This is a genomic window from Microbulbifer sp. (genome assembly GCF_051659245.1).
GTDB lineage: Bacteria > Pseudomonadota > Gammaproteobacteria > Pseudomonadales > Cellvibrionaceae > Microbulbifer.
The window spans coordinates 40,300-59,657 of the sequence record NZ_JBOFOC010000040.1 but is presented as its reverse complement, the minus strand read 5'-3'; the positions used below and the strand labels follow the sequence as shown (position 1 = coordinate 59,657).

Below are 19,358 nucleotides of genomic sequence, written 5' to 3'. Positions count from 1 at the left end.
TAGCGCTGCTAGTCCTGCGCTTTTTCGCCTTGCTCTGGAGCCTGTGGTTGTGAGCTTTAGTTACCGAATTTACCGCAGGGCCCACTAGTCTGTGTTTTGCCTGTTACATTGAATAAGTTGGATATAGGGAAGGAAAATGAGAGGCAAGCTTTGCATACTGCTTATGACTTATCTGTTGCCGATTGCAGGGTGGGCCAGTCCTGCTAATCTGGTAGATGCCGAATGGAATGAAATCGAAACACCACATTTCCGCATAGTGACCAACGGCAGGCCGGAATCGGTAAAAAGCCTGGCGGAAGACTTGGAGCGCTTCCGGGTTGTGGCCTCTCAACTGCTCAGTGCGGGTGAAGATCAGCATAGGCTGACAATCTTCGCGTTGGCTGACAGAAACAGTTATGCAGCCTTCGTCGGCGACGGGAACGCAAAGCGTACCGGGGGTGTGTTCCATAATACCAGCTATGGAAGCTTTGCCCTGGTCAATCTTGGGAGCGACCGGTCCCTGCGGGAACACCCGGCACGCGAATTCCTGTTTCATGAATACACGCACTTCCTTACCTACGGGAGAAGCCCTCTCCATTATCCATACTGGTATAGCGAGGGGTTTGCGGAAGTTTTCTCCACGGTGGACTTTCCTGAAGACGGCAACTACGTGTTTGGGGCCATTCCCATGGACCGCGCCGCCTCTCTTTACTACGACCAGCCGATGCCGCTGGAGGAGTTGCTCAGGGCGACGCCGGCAACGGCTGACGAGAGTCAGAACGCCAGAGTCTATGCGGGAGGCTGGATGCTTACCCACTGGTTGATCATGAGCAGCGGGAAGGCAGACAGAATAGAGGATTACGTGTCGGCGTATAACCGTGGAGAGGACCCGGTGGATGCCCTGGTTTCGGCCCTGGAAATGCCGCTTGACGAATTGGAGCGACACTACACCGAGCAGGCGAAAGGCAAGTTTTCCAAACGCACTGGCCTGATGCCCCGGGGCTACAAACCCGCTCAGCCGATAGTGCAGCCGTTGTCGCGGGAGGATGCGGTGGCCGAGATTGCCCGCTACCTGGTGATGTCCGGGAAGAACGCGGATTCCCTTCGGGAACTGGTGCAGTATGCGCGGGCAGTGAGAGCCGACAGCCACGAATTGACGTCGATAATGGCCGTTGCGAAAACCCGGGCCGGAGAGTTTTCCCGGGCGGAGTCCATGCTGGCATCCATACCGCAGTCGTTGCGCGGCGAGCAGTGGTACCAGAGCGCGGAAGCCTCTCTGTGGTTGGAAGAGCAACTGGTAAAGGGCGTACACAGCGATCCCGAGCGATTGGAAACTGTCCGCGACAGGTTTGCTGCACTGATAGAAGCCGACAATGAGGTGCCAGCCTATTGGCGCGGCTTGGCTGTCGCCATGCAGAAACTCGGGTATCCGCGGGGCGAGTACCTGAAAATACTGGAACAGGCCTACCTGAGAGCCCCGCGGGAGGTGGGTATTGCCTGGTGGTACGCTAATGAACTGTATCTTGACCGGGATGCGGAAATATTTGCCCGGGTAGCGCACCCGTTGCTTATGCAAATAACGGAGGAGAAACCGCGCACACAGCTTCAAGCCATGCTTGCCGATTTGCTGCCCGATATTGCAGCGCCTGAAGTGGATGCGGTGGAGAAAAATACCATTATTGGTGCATTTACCAGGTATAAAGGGTATTCGACGCACAAGGCTCTCGCCCTGGCACTGGATTACAAAGGCGCCTATACGTTCGGTTTTGCATATGATAGTCCCGACCAGAATATTGCCAATGGCAAAGCTCTGGAGGTGTGTGAAGCCCGGAGGATGGCATCCAATGTCGAGAGCTTGTGCAGAATTTACGCCGAGGGCGATAAAATTATTGATGCCGGGGGTTCCTTGAGCGGGCTCTGACGAGAATGGCACTAAGTTAAACGGAATCCCCCTGTAGGAGCCTGCTTGCAGGCGAATTGATGTCGCGGCAAGGCACCGGGAATGTTCGCCGCACGCAGGCTCCTACAGCGTAATCTTTAGGGACAGGAGCAGCTCGGGGCTTAACTTAGTATCATTTGGCTCTGACGTGAACAGGACTCGGGTTGCCAATGCATTAGTATCGGTATGTGCGCCAGGGCGCGTTCGAATTCCGTGTCGCCGAGGAATTTGCCTTCCTCTGCGTGCTCCGCGCTGATACCCAGATGCCGCTGCGCCGCGCCCGGCAGACGTACCGGGAAACCCCAAAAAACACAGGGGCGCTCACAGAAGAATCACAAACCTATGAAAGGGGGGGATATGCGGTTCAGGAAGAGCTTTATCTTCGTTTGGTTGACGTTTCTCTTTATCGGACCTGCGTTCGCTAAAATGCCGGACGCCTACAAAGACCGCTACGAATTCTTTTTGGAAGAGTCTTATTCCTCGTTTCGTCCTCACGATGTGTCTGAAAACGCGAAGGATCATGAGGACTATCTGTATTACCTCGTGGAAAAGGGGTTGCGGAACGACGCGCTGTACCGGGCCTACGGTGACCGCTACGGAGCGTCACTACAGGCGGCCAGGGATGTTATCGACCTGGTGCTGCTGCGTGTCGAGGCGAACGAGACAAAGTTTGAGGGTGACAAAGACAAGTTGTCAGAAACTAATCGCCGTCTGGAGAAAGCACTGCAAAGCGCCCTCGACCGGGGTGGCCCGCAGACGCTGCTGGTGCAGGAGGCTACACGAATTTATAGCCGCGCCCTGGATTGCCGCGCAGGACCCCTGACTTCCCTCCTGGCGGATCACCACGACGGCCTGCAGTTGGGCGTCGATGAACTGGATTACGGTGCCTGCAAGTCGCTCTGGCAACAGCTGATCAATACCTTCGGGCCCGTGGACATACTGGCTCTGGTCGGTGTGCGCCGGCTCAACCTCCGACCCGAAGTCAAGCTGGCCCTGATGGAGAGAGCCCAGCGCAACGTGATCGGCAGTCCGGGTGTAGACGGGGAGACAAAAGCCGCTTTTTCCTATCTCTACCTGTCGCAGTTATACCGGGCTGGCCTGAATGAATTGTTGCTGGACGAATATGAGCAGCTCCCCGGGAAGATCCGCTTTGCAATGCTTGCAGTCAAACCGGAAACCCGGAATGTCGAGTCCGATGGTGTCCGTCTTGAAGTCGATGACCGGGGCAGTGCCATGCCCTTTGCCATCGCGGCGGCCTACCACGACCGGGGCGACGACCAGGCTGCCAGAAGCCTTTTGAAGAAAATAGGGGAGCTCAACGACCGACCGGAGAAATCCAAAGACAACTCGGTGGAATATGAGCGTGAGGAAAACCTGTTTCAGCTCGGCGATCTCCTCGCCTATTCAATAGACCCGGACGGCAGCGATACCTTTGAACGAATGATTGGTGACGGCAATACAGGTTGGTATTGGGCTGCCGCAAACGCCGAACCCATCTGGATAAAACTGTCGGTACGCGTTGCGTCGGAGGACGGCTACCTGGACATTGCGCGGGAGCTAAGCAGCGATCCATTCGAGAATCGCAGGTTCGGAGGGGACTATCGGGAAGCGGAATTTTCGGACAAGCACCTGACCCGGAGAGTGGAGTATTTCCGCCAGCTGATCGGGCAGCATGACGGCGAGCTACGGGCCGTGTTGGGCAAGATGTTACCGACTGCGCAAAAGCGCATTGTGGGCCCGCAGTCTGTCGCGGAAAGGTTGCAGGAAACTCCGGCACTGGGTTACAGGGAACACGCACTGGAACGGGCTCCGAGAGATGCGCAGGTCTCTGGAAAGGAAAAGGCGCCAGCGGATGAGGTTTCGGTAGTTGAAAAATACCATTTGCCGCTGCCGGAGTATTCCATCGTCCGGAGCGAAGAAAGGAACGGGGAAGTGGTTGTTATCTATAGCTCCCAGGACCTGGACTCCGTCGGTGAAGTATCCAGTGGCGGCTACTGGATACTTCATTCAACAAATGGCGGTCTGGACTGGGGCGGCCCTTATTACACTGGTCTTCAGCTCTATGCACCTTATGTGGTCCTGCCCGAGTCGGATTTGTCCCTGTTTGGTGATGGTATGCTGAAGATCGAAGTGGAGCGGCGGGAGTTGGATAAAAGCAGTATTACGTTTCCGCCGGTCGGGCTGAGAGCGAAAAATATCCAGAAGAATCTCTACATCACTATCAAGTGGCAGGACCTGAAGCGCGATTCCGACGGTGATGGCCTGACCGATTTTGCCGAATACAAGTTGCTGCTGGACCCCGGCAATCCGGATTCGGACGGGGATTCGATAGACGACGGCCACGATGCTCTGCCCAATGTGCCGTTTGCGCGGTCCAGTGAGCGCTCACCCCTGATGGCCGCCATCCTGAAAGAGACGCTGGGTTTCGAGCGAGCAGCGATCATTACTGGCCTCGGCAATGGCACCGGGGACCTTCCCGGTTTCCTTCGACAAGACGATTTTGTGACGTTGGGTAACCAGAATACTCTGTTTGTGCTGGGGGATAAAAAAGACTTTTCCGGGCTGAATCCACCTTCGAGGATGATGGTGTTTTCCGCAGACGAATATAACCAGATGGGGGATCGTATGGGCATCCTCTATCCGGTTAGCTTCAGTCCTCTGTTCGTCAACAAGAGCGGTGATAAGGCCGTGGTTCAGTGGAGCGCGAGCTGGACCGGGGGTAAACTTATTCTGCATAAAAAGGGCGATAAGTGGATTGCGGAGACCGTGTCCCAGTGGGTTACCTGAGCCTGTTTCTACTGTTTCCAGGAGCTCGTCGAGCACTCGTCTGATAACCGAGGCAAGTGCGCCGCTTTTCAGTGCCGCACCGTATGCATATTTGTAACCAAACCCGCTAATGGGTGACTACCTGGCGGATATCTCGTAAAAAAACCTTGAGGTCGGCTGCCGACTTCAAATGATAGATCTGCTTGGAGCCCCTCGAATCGGCAACGAGCTGCCGGTAGGCCGGTGTCAACTTGCGATGGCAGAGCCACAGCACTCGGTAGCTATTCAACGAGCCCTTGAGAATAGGGCTGTTTTCCGGCCAACCCTCCGGGGTTGCGAATAAACCCTTCAGCAGGCGTTTGGTTACCCAGATAACGTGAGTCAACAGGGGAAGATCGATATAAACGAGCGTGTCCGCGGCCGAGAAACGCTCACAGGCAGAAGCAACACACCCAAATCCATCGATGATCCACTCACTCTGTTTCAGGATGTCGGTGTGGATGCTGAGGTAATCATCGTGAGGTACCTCTTCACCACCCGGCCGATACTTTATTTTGTCGATAGGGTGGAGAGGCAGGCCTGTGGCTTCGGCCAACTGTCTTGCCAGCGTAGATTTACCACCACCCGCATTGCCAAATATTGCCACCTTCTTCATTTTGCCTCCCATGGCTTTCGTTGAAGCCCAAGAAGCAGAAACTAAAAACCCGCCTCTTGGGCGGGTTTGGATAACTGCTTGCGCATCAAAAACCCACCATTCCTATGGAATGATGGTAATAATTTGAAACAGCCGATGGCTAAGGTTTGTAGTCATTTTTCAATCCTTGTCCATAAGTCGATCAAAGTCAACTGGGAACCTCTAAAATTTGCGACCGTAGGGTGCGCCGTGCGCACCAAAAGGCTTGAAAGCTGTGTTGGCCTTAGCGGTGCGCACGGCGCACCCTACGAAACAGCGGAGTCTGCAATTTTTAGAGGTACCCTAAAGTCAATTGCCCCCATCTCCCACAACAATTTCTATCCGATCCACATTGCCACTGGCATCCAGCACCGCTATCTGGTGCCTGCCGCTTTCCGGTACCAGTTGTAGGCTTCCGCCGCCGTGTGTTTCACCGTGGGGCTCGCCGTCGAGAAACCAGAAACGTTTTCCCTGGCCGCCGATGGCGCTCAGGCTGAGGCGCGGCGGTGGGGCGTTGGTACCGGCGGGGCGGTACTGGTTGCCGTTGCTGGCGCCGACGATTTTCAGCGGTGTGGCGCTGGCGGCGGCTGGGTCGCTGCACTCCGGTGCCGTGGGGGGAATCTGTTGTGCGCGCCTTTGAATCGGAGGCAGCCAGGATTCCAGTTCCTTGGGCCAAAGGGCCAGGCTGCGTTTTTTTGCGCTGGCGTTCATGCAACCTGGCTTTACCCGCAGGCCGCGGTGGTTTTCAAAAAAGGTGAAGGTCTGCGCCGCGCGCAGGGGTTCGCTGTTCGGTGGCAGGGTTCTCGGGGCGCCGCCGTTAATCAACCAGGCGTGGCGCTGCTGGTGACAGTGTTCCGCTTTGGTCTGGTCTTCGCGTGTGCCCAGGGGCCAGCAGATTATTTCCTTGGTTACTGACTCGGGTTTTGCGAGCCGGCGCTGTTTATTGCCTGGCAGTGCCGCGATCACCGCGTTCAATAGGGGCGTGGCGCTGATGGCGCCGTAGTAGCCGGGCAGTGGGGTGCCGTCCGGGCGGCCGACCCATATGCCCACGGTGTAAGTGGGCGTTACGCCAATGGCCCAGGCATCGCGGTAGCCGTAGCTGGTGCCGGTTTTCCAGGCGATATCCGCCTTGGTCTGGCGCACCAAGTTGCGCCAGCGGCGGGAGCCGCCGGTGTTGGAGGCGAGCATTTCGAAGGTGATCCAGGCGGCCTCCGGGGACATAAGGAACCGTTCGCGCAGCGGTTCCTGCGGCAGAAAACGCGGCGTTGCCGCCACGCCGCCGCGGGCCAGGGCCGCGTAGATTCCGGTGAGCTGGTCCAGGCGCGTGCCTACGCCGCCCAGTACCATCGCCAGGTTGGGTTTGCCCCCGGCGGGAAACTGCAGCGACAGGCCGGCGTTTTCCAGCGCGGCGGCCAGGCGCCCGGGCCCGTAGTGTTCCAGCAGCTGTACCGCCGGTACATTGAGGGATCTCTGCAGGGCGGCGGTGGCGCTGACAGGGCCGGAAAAACCGCGGCGGAAATTTTCCGGGCGGTAGTCGCCGTAGATGCGCGGTGCGTCGCTCAGGAGTGAGGCGCTGTGAATCAGTCCGGCGTCCATGGCCAGGCCGTAGACGAAGGGCTTCAGGGTGGAGCCGGGGGAGCGTGTGGCGCTGGCCATATCCACATAGCCGAAGCGGCGCCCGTCGCCGAAATGGGAGGCGCCCGCATAGGCGCGCACGGCCATATCGGCGTTTTCCACTACCACCACGGCGGCGGAGGTTTTTGCCGGGTGGCCGTCCATATGGTCGCGCAGGAAGTCCTCAAGGCCGCGTTGGATATTGCCATCGATGGTGGTGCGGATGATTTCGCGGTCGCCGATGCTTTCCACCAGCCTGCGCGCCAGGTGCGGGGCGTTCTGGGGAAATTCCAGGCGCTCGGCGTAGACCTTTTCCAGTCTGGCGCGGTCGATTTCCGCCCCGCTCCAGACGCCGAAATCGCGCAGCCGCGAGAGCACCTTGTCGCGCGCCTTCTGCGCGCGCTGGGGATGCCGGTCCGGGCGCAGGCGGCTGGGGGCCTGGGGCAGCACCGCCAGCAGCGCCGCCTCGGCGCGGGTGAGGTCGGCGGCGGACTTGCGCAGGTAGAGGCGGCTGGCCGCTTCCACGCCCTCGATATTGCCGCCGTAGGGGGCCAGGTTCAGGTAGAGTTCGAGAATATCGCGCTTGCTGAAGCGCCATTCCAGTTGCAGGGCGCGCAGCATCTGTTTGGCCTTGCCCGGCAGGGTTTTGCGGTGCGGGTCCAGCAGCCGCGCCACTTGCATGGTGAGGGTGGAGCCGCCGGAAACCACCCGTCCGTTGCGCAGGTACTGCGCTGCGGCGCGCAGCAGCGCCAGCGGATTGACGCCCGGGTGCCGGTAAAAGTAGCGGTCCTCGTAGGTGAGCAGCGCCTCGATAAACCAGGGCGATACCTCCTCCCGGGTTACCGGGTAGCGCCATACGCCGCGGCTGTCGGCGAAAAAGCGCAGCGGTTTGCCGTGGCGGTCGGCGACTACGCGGGCGAAACCCTGGTCGCCGGGTAGTGGTGGGGGAAAAATAAAATCCAGCAACAGCAGCGCGCCGGACAGCACGGCCGGTGCCAGCAGCAGCGCGCGGAATTTGCGGCTGCGTCGGCGCCAAAAGCCCGCGAGGATGGCTACGAATGGCACTGGCTCAACCATCTGATGGATGGGCACGTCGCTACGCTCCTTTGCCTATCCTCGGGGTTTGTGTAACCGGGTGTAGGGTGTGCCGCGCGCACCGATGACCTTGTCCGGTGCGCACGGCGCACCCTACGTTTTAAGCCTTTCATCGTTTGCCACCCACCCTTATTCTTTTCCGAGTCCCGAGTCCCGAGTCCCGAGTCCCGAGTCCCGAGTCCCGAGTCCCGAGTCCCGAGTCCCGAGTCCCGAGTCTTTCACTGCTTGCCGATCACCCGCATCTGCGCCAGCGGGTTTTCACCGATGGCGAAGCGCTCCGGGTTGTACATGTCCTCCACGTAGGGCGGCGGCACCTGGTAATTGCCGGGGGTTACCGCGCGGGCGATATAGAAGAGGTTGGTGCTCTTCCATTCGGACTGGTCCACCGCGGCCACGAAGCGGTCGTCGCGGTATTCGGTGTGCTGCACATTGTCCTGCTCGCGCTGCCACTCGGCGATGCTCTTGCCGTCGAATTGCAGCTCGTCCACCTTGACGCTGTCGGCCAGGTTCTGGTTTTCCAGTTCGAAACCCGCCGGCAGCAGGTCCACCGCGAGCAGGTCCGGCAGGCGCCGCTCCGCGTCTATTTCCAGGCGCACCAGGAACAGATCGCCCTCCCCAACCTGGCTCGGCTTCACGCTGGAGCCGTCCAGGCGGTGGTAGCTGCGTTTGATCCGAACGCCGTTGTTCAGCGCCGGCGCAGGCGCCTGTTTGCTGTAGCCGTTCAGGGTGATGGCGGCATAGAGCTGGTCTATCTGCGCCGCCACCTCAACCGCGGCGGCGGCTTCGCGACCGCGGAACAGGCTGCTGTACGGAGTATTGCGATCGAGTTCGCGCAGGCCGTCCGGGGTCTCCAGGGTCGCGGACCAGTCCTTGCCGGTGTTGAGCTGTAGCTGCACGCCGGCCATAAACACGCTGTTGCGCTCCTGGGTGCTGAGGTAGCTGCGGCCCTTGAGCTGGTCCGCCAGTTCGAACAGCAGTTCCTCCACTTTATCCTTGGCCATTCCGTGCTCCAGCAGCAGGGCGATCATCTGCGCCGTGTCGCGCAGGTCGGAGCCGTAGTCGCCGTAGTAGCTGCGGCGCGCGCGATCGATGCTGAAGGCTTTCTGCAGCGCCTGCTGGGCCAAGGCGCTGTCGCCCATGGTGTCCAGGGCGATGGCCAACTGCAGGTGCGGCAGCGGCGAGCGGGCAATCCCGTCACGGTTCTCGTAGAGGCTGCGCAGCTGGCCCAGGGAGATTTTCTGCACCCTGGAGAGCACATAGGCGGCGTAGGCGCGCGCGGCAAAGGCGTAGTAGTCCGGGTCGCTGCTGTAGCGCTGTCGGTAGAAGCTGCCGCGCTCGCGGGCGTAATCCTCCAGGCGCTCGAGGGTGGATTCCAGGCGTGTGTCGTCGAACACTATGCCCTGGTCCCGCGCGCGCAGCAGCAGGTCGGCCACATAGGCGGTGAGCCACTGGTTCTCGGGGGAGTCCGAGCTCCACAGGCCGAAGCCGCCGTTGCCCTTCTGCATGCTGAAGATGCGCTCTATGCCGGCGTCTATGCGCTCGGCGCGCTCGCTTTCGTCCAGCGGTTCAATGCCCAGTTTCTGCTGCCGCTGCGGCGTCGCCATGACCAGCGGGTAGACGCGGCTGGAGGTCTGTTCCAGGCATCCGTAGGGATAACCCAGCAGGTTGGCCAGGTGGTCCTGCAGTTGCAGTTGCGGGCGGCTGTCCAGGGACACCAGAGTCTGCACCGTATCCGGCATCAGTGAATCGAGGAAAACGCTGTCCGGGTGAAAGCGCTCGCCATTTGCCAGCAGGCGCCGCTGGGTGCGCGTACTCGCCGGCCAGGCCGGGCGCACGCCCAGGCGCCAGGTGCGGTCGATGGTGAGGTCCGCGCCGTCCTCGTCCACGGCCCCGCGCACAACCAGTTGGAATTCCGCATCGCCGGTGGCGTCTTTGGCGGTGATGGGGAAGCGCAGGGTTTTGCGCTCGCCGTCCGCCAGGTCCAGCAGCCGCTCGCCCATCTCGAGTTCCACCGCGCCCAGGGATTTTATTTCCACGGTGAGCTGCTGCGCGCGACCGCTCATATTGTTCAGGTCCAGCGCCAGGGTGCTGCGGTCGCCGGGGGCCATAAAGCGCGGCAGCGCCGCCTGGGCCACCACCGGCGCGGCCACGGTCATTTCTGCATCGGCGCTGCCGAAGCGGTCTTCGCTGAAAGTCACCGCCATCAGGCGCAGTCTGCCGTTGAAGTCCGGCAGCTCCAGCGGTATCTGCGCCTTGCCGTTCGAGTCGAATTCCACCGGGCCGGAAAACAGCGAGACTATTTGCACGTCGGAGTTGGGCTCGTCGCCACCGCGGGCCAGTTCCGCGTCACCGCCGAAGCGCTGCTCCACCAGTTCGCCTTTGCCGGATTCGATGATGCGGTGGTAGATATCGCGCACATCCACGCCGTAGCGGCGCTGGCCGAAAAAGGCCTCGAAGGGATCCGGGGTTTCGAAGCGGGTGATATTGAGCACGCCCATATCCACCGCCGCCAGGGTGGTCCAGGCTTTGCCATCCTGGGGTACGGAGTTGATATCTGTGCTTACGGTCACCTGCACTTCCGAACCGGGCATTGCCCGCTCCGGCGCTTCCAGGGTTACCGGCAGGCGCCGCGGCTCGCGGTCGAGCGGCAGGTGGGTGAGGCCGAAGGCGCGGTTGGGGGCTATGCGCTCGCGCCTGTCCGCGGGTCGCAGGGCGGCTACTGAAATGTAGATATCGTGGCTGTCCCACTCCGGCGCTATGGGGATTTCAACTTGTGTGCCTTCCTTTTTTACCGGCAGGCGTTTGGACCACAGCAGCCGGTCGCTCTCCACCAGCACCAGGGCTTCGCCGTCCGCCGGTGGCACTATGGTGAGTTGCGCCTCGTCGCCGGGGTTGTAGCGGGGTTTGTCGAGGGACAGCGCCACTGTATCCGGGCGTGCCGCCTGGCCTTTTGCCACCTGGTCCTTGCGCCACCAGTAGTACCAGTCGCGTCCGGCGTGAAAGCGCAGGCTGCTGGTGGCGCCGGTGCCGGTGTCCGTCACCTCCAGGCGGTAGTGGCCGTACTCCACCGGCACCGTGAGCTTGAGTGGCCGCCCGTCGGCAAATTGCAGTTTGCGGCTGAAGCTCTCGTACTCCGCGCTGGAGTATTCGTAGTGCCAGCCGCGGCTGGCGGAGTATTCCCAGAAATACTGGCGGTCCTCCGCGATCAGCACCGCGTTGAGGTCGCGCCCGTTCACCGGCTCGCCGCGGGCGTCGGTAACGACGATATCGAATTCCGGTTTACTGTTGGCTTCGGGATTGTCCTCGCCGAAATTCGGGCGTATGCCCACCACCGGGTGTTGCGGCCACACCAGCACTGGGTGCTGGCGGGTCACCGGGCGGCCGCCGGATTCGAACAGGCTGGAGAGCAGGTTGATTTTCAGCGGGTTCTGCGCGCGTTGCCAGCGCGAGGGCAGGCGCAATTTGCCCTCGCCCTTGTCGTCCAGCTGAATGGTGGGCGCGTTGAACTGGCGCAGCGGCAACTGCTCGCGGGCATCCCCGAACCGATAGCCCTTCCACTGAGGGAAAGGTTCGCGGTAGTGGCTCAACTGCACCAGGGTTTCCAGGCGATTTTTTGCCGCCGGCGCGCCGTAGAGGTAGCTGCCTTCCACCGCCAGCGACAGGGCGCTGCCGTGCCCCTGAACCAGGCTGCGCTCCTCGCCATCCTGCAGTACCAGCTTCATCCGCTCCGGCAGAAACTCCTCCACCTTGAACGGGTAGGCCACTTTGCGCCCGTCCGCCAGCTCCACGTCCAGGCGCCAGTCGCCCGTGGGTGCGTTCTGTGGCAGGGACATCAGCTTCTCGTAATAGCCCGGCGCGCCGGCGTGCCAGGTAAAGGTGCGCGCGCTGGTGTTGTCGGGCTTGATCAGTTCCGCCTTGAGCGGCAGGTTTTGAATGTAACGGCCGTCGTAATTACGCAGCAGACCGCTGACCTGGATGGACTCTGTGGGCCGGTACAGGTCCCGCGGGCCGTACATAAAGAATTCCATCGGCCGCGAGGGGCGCTGCCCCAGTTTGAAATCGGAGAGGTCCAGCGCCGGCTCGCGCAGGTCCAGCATGGAGAAGTGGCCTTCGCCGTTGTCCCGCGCCACAAAGAAGCGCTGGGAATTCTCCGGCTGTTCGGAAAGTTGGAAACGCACACGCCCGTCGGCAGTCGTGGAGCGCCGGTCGAGCAATTCGCCCTTGCCGTCCAGCAGATCCACCTCTATGCCCTCGAGCGCCTCGCCCTGATCCAGGGAGGAGACATAGAGATCCACGGTTTCCCGGTAGAAACGCGCGTGCAGCCCCAGGTTGGATACGGAGAAGTGGGTGACATCGTAGAGGCTGGGATTGTACACCCCCGCCGGTCGCATTACCGCGACGTAGATGCCGGGCCGTTTGAGTGCGTCTATATGGCCGATGGAGAGATCGAAGTCCCGCTGGACATGCTTTTCCTCGGTGAGATCGAACTGGGCGGTGTAGACCAGGTCGGCCACCTTGTTGAGCGCGTGAAGCTGATAGTAGTGCTTCAGGGACTGTCCTTTGACCAGCCGGAAAAACTCGGAATAGTGTTCCGGGCTCACGCGGTGAAAATGAATCTGCACCGCCTCGACACTGACCGCGCTGACCGGCAGGCCGGGTGACACGGTAACGGGAAAGACGCTGCCATTGCTGGAAAAGCTGATGCTGGGATTGATGCGGCGGGTACGGATTTTTTCCTGTTTGAAGCCCTCCAGCTCCAGCCCGTCATCGCCCGGCAGGCCCGGGCGCACCGAGAGTTTGTATTGGGTGTTCGGCTCGATATTGGGGAAATAGAGGATCTTCTGACTGTCGGAAAGCACCCAACCCCCGTCCACCGCTTCGCCATCCTCGCGGGAGAGGGTGATATAGGAACCGAAATGCGCATTGCCCAGCAGCGGCTCGGAAAAGACGATACCGATGGCCCGCCTGTCCTTGTACATCCGCTCGCCGATATGCAGCACCTTGAGGGTGCGCGGCGCGGGCGCCAGGGTTACAGGCTCGGCAACTGTGCCGTCCGCCGGTTCGATTTCGACGTCCGCAACCGCGACCTCCGGCGAATCGACCGTGGCTTCCTCCCCATCAATCGTCCCGGCGACGGGCTGCTCGGGTGCGGCCGCAGGTGGTACTTCGCCGGCCACCCCGGTATCCGGTTCCGCACTGGTTGCCGGCGCAATGGCTTCTTCCTGGGCCTGCTGGCGCGCTTCAATGTGCGGGTCCTTGACCACTATCTTTTTCGGCTCTTCCCTGGAGCAGGCCAGGGCGAGCATGGAGATAAGAACGACCGCAACCCAATGCGGCAGCCGGCGGGTTGGCATGGCTATTTCCTTTTTCTTTTGATTTTGAAACAAATAATACTGGGTACGGTTATCTCATGCCAAACCGGATAACGCTCTCGGTAAAAAGGCTTATCGCAAACCGCAGGGGGCCATACCAGATATTGTTGGCACCGCCATGTTCGCTGCCGATGTCCCGATGGTTCTTTTCATCTTCCAGAATCGCCGCTACGGTATTGTAAGCGGCCCTGTCGGATTTGCTCTCCAGATAGGCGAGTTGAGTATTGAGGTGGTTTACCACCACGGATTCCACCGCCCAGGTGCAGGCCATAATACCCTTCTTCCCGAGCAGCGCGGATACAAACCCCATAAAATAGCCCCCGAGCCCGCAAAGCCAGAAGCTCTTGCACTTCACGCCGTTCCGGGACTGGATTTCCGCCCAGAATATTTGCAGGTGCCTTTTCTCGTCGGCTAGGAATGATTCAAGCAGTGGGACCAGGTCGCGCATAAAAATCCGGGAAACAAAGATCTGTGAGCGATATATATTGATCGCGCCAAATTCCCCGGCGTGATTCACTTTCAGAATCTTCTTTGGGGTGTCCAGACTTCCTTTGCTGTCTTTATATTTCATTCTTAATTGAAATAGTCGCGAATTTTTTAGTGAGAAATAAATGAAGTCGGAGTAAAAGATTGATGCGATAGACACATCATAAGATCATACGGTAGCTACTCTCCCCTCTCCCTAACCCTCTCCCCCAATGGGGGAGAGGGGACTGACTCGAATGGTACTAAGTTAAGCGAAATCCCCCTGTAGGAGCCTGCTTGCAGGCGAACTGAGGCCGCGGCGTGGCACCGGGAATGTTCGCCTGCAAGCAGGCTCCTACAGCGCAATCTTTAGGGGCCGGAGCAGCTCGAGGCTTCACTTAGTGCCATTCGGGACTGACTTTGCCTTCTGTTGTTCATAAATTCGCCTGATCTAATCTGCCGCTTTGGGTGCGCTGAAGGCTTTACTATAGTAGCCAGATGGATCGAAACAGCAAACCCGCCGCTTTCCGGAAGCAAGCATGTCACAAGCATTACTAATCCGTTTCGCCCGAGTCTTGGACTGCTTGGCTGAAGTAATCCAATGTATCCAGTCCAGACGTGCGATGGTGGTTGTATCCTCCCAAACGGCTCGAGCCTCGGGAGCAGCCGCAAGGGCTTCCTGCAGGTCCGGGGGAATCTCAGGTTCTGGTTCTTGCTCCACTGACATGATCTCAAAGGTGACAGTGTCGCCAATATTCACGCCTGCGGTTTCGAATAGCTCCTCGTTTACTCGCAGCCAATGACTCAATTGACCATCCGGCTCAAGCGTGGCCCGGAAGTCGTGACCGTTGATAGTGCCCTCTACCGTCGTCCTTCCCCGTCTTGGCAGTTTTGCGCTCGCGTTCTTGGGCAGAATTATAAAAGCCCACGGCGTATCGCTGCCCGACTTGGCTGGGCAAAGCAGTTTTGCTTTGAACTGGGACTTTGTGTCGCTTTGTATCATTCTGAGTCAGCCTCCAAATGCGTCTAACTGGATGCAAACGTCCAATCCCCGAAGGGCCGCAATCCTGCGCGGTAAATGATGGGATGACATGGCTATTTCCTCTGTCTTATGGAGCGGCTGGTTATGCGCTAATGCTCCGGGGGCCAATTATCGGGCCAGCCGGGATAGCGAATTTTTACTACATCAACGAACTGCCAGATAGGAGTATTTATAGTCACAGGCAGCTCACCTTTAAAATAGAACCGCAAGTTTTGCTCTATTTCTTCCTTCGATTTACCTGTTATATCGTAAAAACTAGCCTCATCGGAAATAAAGAAAGGCTGATACTCAGGATCGGGCTCTATTACATTTATCAGAATCTGAATCTCACGTTTTCTTTTCTCTACCTCAAAGGTATCAGAAATCTCAATATCACTATTCATTTCTTGAGGATCTTAGCTTTTTTGCAATCCAAAGTTGATAGCGCTCCCTGGCTTCATCTGTAATGTGTATGTCTGCATTTTCAACCCAGCTTGGCGTGTGCCATCTTCTTAAGGTTGCAATTTTGCATTTATTTCCATGTGGATCAGTGCAGAAATCGTTGCCAAAGAAACGGATATCCCTATTCCATGTGGTATTTTTGTAATGATAAGAAAGGCCATTTTTAGATGTTTCAATCACATCTATGACTACATGATCCATTTCATCAAACTGAACGTAGGCAAGCAGTTTTCTATCGACTTTCTTATTCATCATTCCACTTCCCATGGTGCGCCGAGTAGCGAGGAGTCGATACCGGGTTTCCACTCTCCAAGAAAGCGTCCACTGCAGTGCTTGGTTAGCGACGCCGCTGGCGCCCAGGGGCCACTTACTTTTTCTTTGGTTTGTTATCTGCTATCACCTTTGGCCTCTTTTCTTTCTCCGTATACTCCTCAATCTCATCAGGAAAAAGCTCGGCATCTGATTTTTCAAGTAAATCTTTGCTTCCTGAAGCTAAATCTTTCTCATCAAAATTTGATTTTTTTCTGTTTTTGAATAATCTTTCTGATTCTTTCTGTGCGTACTTCTGTAACTCTTTGAGAGTATCTGTACTTTCTTTTTTGGTGGATTTGTTGCGTTCATTCATAGCTAACCTTTCGAAGGTTTTATAATCTAACCCTCTGAGGCTAATCTGACTCTTTAAGATTCCTTCACCTCGCTGATTTATCAAGATATTGGGAAGCTGCTGATACGCAATAGTTAAAGCCTTGTCTCGTAATTCATCGTGTTTGCTCCAAACCATTTTATACGTTGGTTGAACTAACATCCTTAATGTGCTCCTTGCTATTGATGATTGTAAAAACTCATTATATCGCCAACAGTTTTATTCATAGGCATAGCAGGTACTATCGCGCCGAGCAGCCAGCCACCTGCACCCCACCAAGCACCCGCTCCAACGTATCCACCTGCTCCTGCAACTTGCTTTCCGGAAAATGCTTCCGCACAAACGCCAGTAACTGCCTCGCCAGATCCTCCCGGTTAAATCCATCGATATAGATCTGCGCCAACAGCAGATAAGCCGCATCCAGCTGCCGGTAGTCCTTGTCTTCCTTGTGCAAATTGTTCAACAGCATCGCCGCCGGGCGGAATTTCTGTTGGCGGTAGAGGGCCTCGGCCAGGGTGTGACGGAGGTGGGACTTGTCGATGGTGGGGTGGGGGTCTGTGGCCAGGTAGAGTTCCGCGGCCTTGTGGGCGCGGTTCATGCGGATGAATTTTTCCAGCAGGTGCGGGCCCAGTTCGCGCAGGGCTTTTTTGTCCTGAGTGGCGAGCAGCAGACGGTAGTAGCGCTCGTTCAGGGCCGGGTCGTCCGGGTAGCGGCGCAGGCATTCCACCAGGGTGCGGCGCGCCCCGCTGAAGTCGCCCTCGCGCATCAGTATCTGGTTTTCTGCCAGGGCGCGGGCGCGGCTGAATTCCGCTTCCTCGAGGAAGTCACCGTCGTCGTCCCGCTCGGCGATGATGCCCAGTTTTTGCTGCCGCGACAGGCAGATGTAGCCCATCATCGCGCTGGTGACGATATAGAAGTAAGTCGTACTCGCCGCGATCACCGGCACTATGGCCCAGGGCGGCAGCTTGTTCGCCACCAGCATCAGCAGGTAGCCGGGGGCGGCGGAGACGGCGCTGGTGGTGAGCCACAGCAGCAGGTAGGGCCAGCCGATAATCAGGGTGAACTGCAGTAGCTTGAGCGGGTTGATGGCGGCGCGCAGGCTGCCTTCCAGGGCCAGCACTATCATCGCCGCCGGGGCCAGCAGGGAAAGCGCGATCGAGTAGAGCTGCAGGGCGCCCTGGCCGAAGGCCATCAGCTTGTAGCCGACAAAGCCGGCGATCAGCGTCATGCCGATCACCTTCAGGAACAGGGGCGCGCTGTTGCCGTCCAGGGCGTCGCCGAAGGATGGCGCCTGCAGCTGGCCGCTGGCCAGCTTCTCGATTACCAGCAGGTTGTAGCGGCTGACCAGGGCCACCGCCGCCAGCAGCAATAGCAGCGAGATGATGCCCAGGCCGGAGATCATCAGGCCGGCGCCGGCGGCCAGTGCCAGCACCGTCAGCGGGCCCGGCTGCAGCGCGTAGCGGAAGTAGAAGAGGCCCATCTGCCAGAAGGGTTTGGCGCTGTTGCTGGCGCCGATATAGTCCAGCGGCTTGTGACACAGAGGGCAGTCCGGCCGCCCGTTGCGATAGTTGGCGCTGGCGCCGGGGATACAGCTGCCGCAGAAGTGGCGGCTGCAGGGCTGGCAGTGCCAGGCGGCCTCGGCGGATGAGTGGTAGTTGCAGGGCTCGGCCATTCGTTTCCCTATGGTTCTTTTAATTCCCTGGGCGCCAGTTTATCCGGTGCGGTTCTGGGGGCGCAAATGCCTACCGTGCCGCCTCGCTCCCCCTCCCCCGCAAGCGGGAGAGGGGAGGTCAATGCCGAATTCAGAACGCCAGGAACTGCTCCCTCCCCCGCAAGCGGGAGAGGGGAGATATAGAGCGAGCGGGGGAGGGGAGCAGATAGGGGCGGCCCCGGGCCCCCAGTCCCTGACGGTGTCGGCATACTGGTAGAATCACCGCAAATCCATCCGAAGATTTCAGTTAAGGACGCAGTATGAGGAACGCAATGCAGGTTCAGTTGGTTGAAACCGCGGCGGCGGAGACCTGGGGCGGGGACAAGGCGCTGTTGAGCTTTACCAGCGGCGGTGCCACTGTGCATGCCACCAAAGCCACCGGTGGGCCGCTGGTGGCCGCCCAGCGCGCGGCGCGGCGGTTGGATGGCATGGGGATCCCTTCGGTGGCGCTCGCCGGGGACGGCTGGGGCCTGGAGAGCCGCTGGGCCTTCCGCGCCGGCTACTACAATCCCAACCGCGAAAACCGCCTGGACTGGGGCACGGAAGAAGCCGGCGAACTGGCGGAGCTCGAGGCCCGCGAGACGGCGGCGCGCTGGGTGCGCGAAATCACCAACGGCACTCCGGAGGAGGTGTTCCCGCGGGCCTTGGCGGAGAGTGCGGCGGACATGCTGCAGAAGCTGGCGCCGGAGGCGGTCAATTACCGGGTTGTCGCCGGGGAGGAGTTGGCACAGGAGGGATTTGCCGGCGTCTACAAGGTGGGCCAGGGCAGTGCGCGCGAGCCGGTGATGCTGGAACTGGACTACAACCCGTCCGGGAATGCCGATGCACCGGTGGATTTCTGCCTGGTGGGCAAGGGTATCACCTTCGACTCCGGCGGCTACAGCATCAAGCCGTCCAGCAATATGGTCACCATGAAATCCGATATGGGCGGTGCCGCCATGGTCAGCGGCGGCCTGGGGCTGGCTATCGCCCGCGGCCTGCAGAAGCGGGTCAAACTCTATCTGTGTTGTGCGGAAAACCTGATCTCCGGCCAGGCCTACAAGCTGGGCGATATCATCCGCTACAAGAACGGCGTCAGTGTGGAAATCCTGAACACTGACGCCGAGGGCCGGCTGGTGCTGGCGGACGGCCTGATCGCCGCCTCGGAACAGAATCCGCGCTGGATCCTCGACGCCGCCACCCTCACCGGCGCCGCGAAGATGGCGGTGGGGCGCGACTACAACTCCGTGCTCAGCTTCGAGGGTGAAACCGCGCAGAAGGTGCTGGACGCCGCCGCGGCGGAAAACGAGAGGGCCTGGCGGCTGCCGCTGGAGAAATTCCACCTGGAGCAGATTCCCTCCGGCTTTGCCGAGGTGGCCAATGTGGGGATTGACGGCAGTGCCGGCGCCTCCACCGCCGCGGCCTTCCTGGCCCGCTTTGTGCGCGATGAGGGGCGCGCCTGGGTGCATATGGATCTGTCCGGCTCCTACCTGCCCTCCGCCAATGACTTGTGGGCCCAGGGTGCCAAAGGGCACGGCCTGCGCACAATTGCACGCTTTTTGCAGGACAACTGAGGTCTAGAGAGGTCGCGCTGGTTGGCATTGTAGGATGGGCACGCTTCGCCTTGCCCATCCTACAA

General features: G+C 59.4%; 12 protein-coding genes. 3 read left to right on the top strand and 9 right to left on the bottom strand.

The features are described from left to right. Positions 1–136 precede the first annotated feature (136 nt). Together ACRC0P_RS04470 and ACRC0P_RS04465 are read left to right on the top strand one after the other, a co-directional pair. On the top strand, positions 137–1,900 hold the full coding sequence (locus ACRC0P_RS04470; RefSeq protein WP_438628587.1) for a hypothetical protein: 1,764 nt from the start codon (positions 137–139) through the stop codon (positions 1,898–1,900). A gap of 375 nt (positions 1,901–2,275) precedes the next feature. Further along, positions 2,276–4,705 carry a hypothetical protein gene (locus tag ACRC0P_RS04465; protein WP_438628586.1) on the top strand — a complete coding sequence of 810 codons (2,430 nt, stop codon included), beginning with the start codon at positions 2,276–2,278 and terminating at the stop codon, positions 4,703–4,705. 106 nt (positions 4,706–4,811) lie between these two features. Here the strand turns inward: ACRC0P_RS04465 and ACRC0P_RS04460 are convergent, their stop codons facing one another. The 9 genes from ACRC0P_RS04460 to ACRC0P_RS04420 all read right to left on the bottom strand — a co-directional run bounded on the left by ACRC0P_RS04460 (position 4,812) and on the right by ACRC0P_RS04420 (position 17,701). Continuing rightward, a complete protein-coding gene (locus ACRC0P_RS04460) occupies positions 4,812–5,339 on the bottom strand; it encodes an adenylate kinase (RefSeq protein WP_438628585.1) in 528 nt (175 codons plus the stop codon). 327 nt (positions 5,340–5,666) lie between these two features. Further along, positions 5,667–8,036, bottom strand: coding sequence for a penicillin-binding protein 1C (gene pbpC, locus ACRC0P_RS04455; protein ID WP_438628584.1), 2,370 nt, complete (start codon positions 8,034–8,036; stop codon positions 5,667–5,669). Positions 8,037–8,284: 248 nt separating this feature from the next. Beyond that, entirely contained in the window at positions 8,285–13,420 is a 5,136-nt protein-coding gene (locus tag ACRC0P_RS04450) for an MG2 domain-containing protein (protein WP_438628583.1), read from the bottom strand. A 49-nt stretch (positions 13,421–13,469) separates the two neighbouring features. Continuing rightward, entirely contained in the window at positions 13,470–14,084 is a 615-nt protein-coding gene (locus ACRC0P_RS04445; protein ID WP_438628582.1) for a demethoxyubiquinone hydroxylase family protein, read from the bottom strand. A gap of 270 nt (positions 14,085–14,354) precedes the next feature. Further along, positions 14,355–14,906: a YdeI/OmpD-associated family protein gene (locus ACRC0P_RS04440; RefSeq protein ID WP_438628581.1), complete on the bottom strand. Its 552-nt coding sequence runs from the start codon at positions 14,904–14,906 to the stop codon at positions 14,355–14,357. Between the two features lie 128 nt (positions 14,907–15,034). Then, on the bottom strand, positions 15,035–15,328 hold the full coding sequence (locus ACRC0P_RS04435; protein ID WP_438628580.1) for a hypothetical protein: 294 nt from the start codon (positions 15,326–15,328) through the stop codon (positions 15,035–15,037). Beyond that, entirely contained in the window at positions 15,321–15,641 is a 321-nt protein-coding gene (locus ACRC0P_RS04430; protein WP_438628579.1) for a hypothetical protein, read from the bottom strand. Before ACRC0P_RS04430 ends, ACRC0P_RS04435 begins: the two co-directional genes overlap by 8 nt. A 112-nt stretch (positions 15,642–15,753) precedes the next feature. Beyond that, entirely contained in the window at positions 15,754–16,191 is a 438-nt protein-coding gene (locus tag ACRC0P_RS04425; RefSeq protein WP_438628578.1) for a hypothetical protein, read from the bottom strand. Positions 16,192–16,270: 79 nt separating this feature from the next. After that, positions 16,271–17,701 carry a hypothetical protein gene (locus tag ACRC0P_RS04420; protein ID WP_438628577.1) on the bottom strand — a complete coding sequence of 477 codons (1,431 nt, stop codon included), beginning with the start codon at positions 17,699–17,701 and terminating at the stop codon, positions 16,271–16,273. Between the two features lie 311 nt (positions 17,702–18,012). Here ACRC0P_RS04420 and pepB point away from each other — a divergent pair, with 311 nt between their 5' ends. Then, positions 18,013–19,293, top strand: coding sequence for an aminopeptidase PepB (gene pepB / locus ACRC0P_RS04415; protein ID WP_438628576.1), 1,281 nt, complete (start codon positions 18,013–18,015; stop codon positions 19,291–19,293). Positions 19,294–19,358: the final 65 nt, after the last annotated feature.

Coding starts and splice junctions, on each gene's coding strand:
- ACRC0P_RS04460 (WP_438628585.1), bottom strand. CDS start 5,339: ATGAAGAAGGTGGCAATATTTGGCAATGCGGGTGGTGGTAAATCTACG.
- ACRC0P_RS04440 (WP_438628581.1), bottom strand. CDS start 14,906: ATGATACAAAGCGACACAAAGTCCCAGTTCAAAGCAAAACTGCTTTGC.
- ACRC0P_RS04435 (WP_438628580.1), bottom strand. CDS start 15,328: ATGAATAGTGATATTGAGATTTCTGATACCTTTGAGGTAGAGAAAAGA.
- ACRC0P_RS04425 (WP_438628578.1), bottom strand. CDS start 16,191: ATGTTAGTTCAACCAACGTATAAAATGGTTTGGAGCAAACACGATGAA.
- ACRC0P_RS04430 (WP_438628579.1), bottom strand. CDS start 15,641: ATGATGAATAAGAAAGTCGATAGAAAACTGCTTGCCTACGTTCAGTTT.
- pepB (WP_438628576.1), top strand. CDS start 18,013: ATGCAGGTTCAGTTGGTTGAAACCGCGGCGGCGGAGACCTGGGGCGGG.
- ACRC0P_RS04465 (WP_438628586.1), top strand. CDS start 2,276: ATGCGGTTCAGGAAGAGCTTTATCTTCGTTTGGTTGACGTTTCTCTTT.
- ACRC0P_RS04450 (WP_438628583.1), bottom strand. CDS start 13,420: ATGCCAACCCGCCGGCTGCCGCATTGGGTTGCGGTCGTTCTTATCTCC.
- ACRC0P_RS04470 (WP_438628587.1), top strand. CDS start 137: ATGAGAGGCAAGCTTTGCATACTGCTTATGACTTATCTGTTGCCGATT.
- ACRC0P_RS04420 (WP_438628577.1), bottom strand. CDS start 17,701: ATGGCCGAGCCCTGCAACTACCACTCATCCGCCGAGGCCGCCTGGCAC.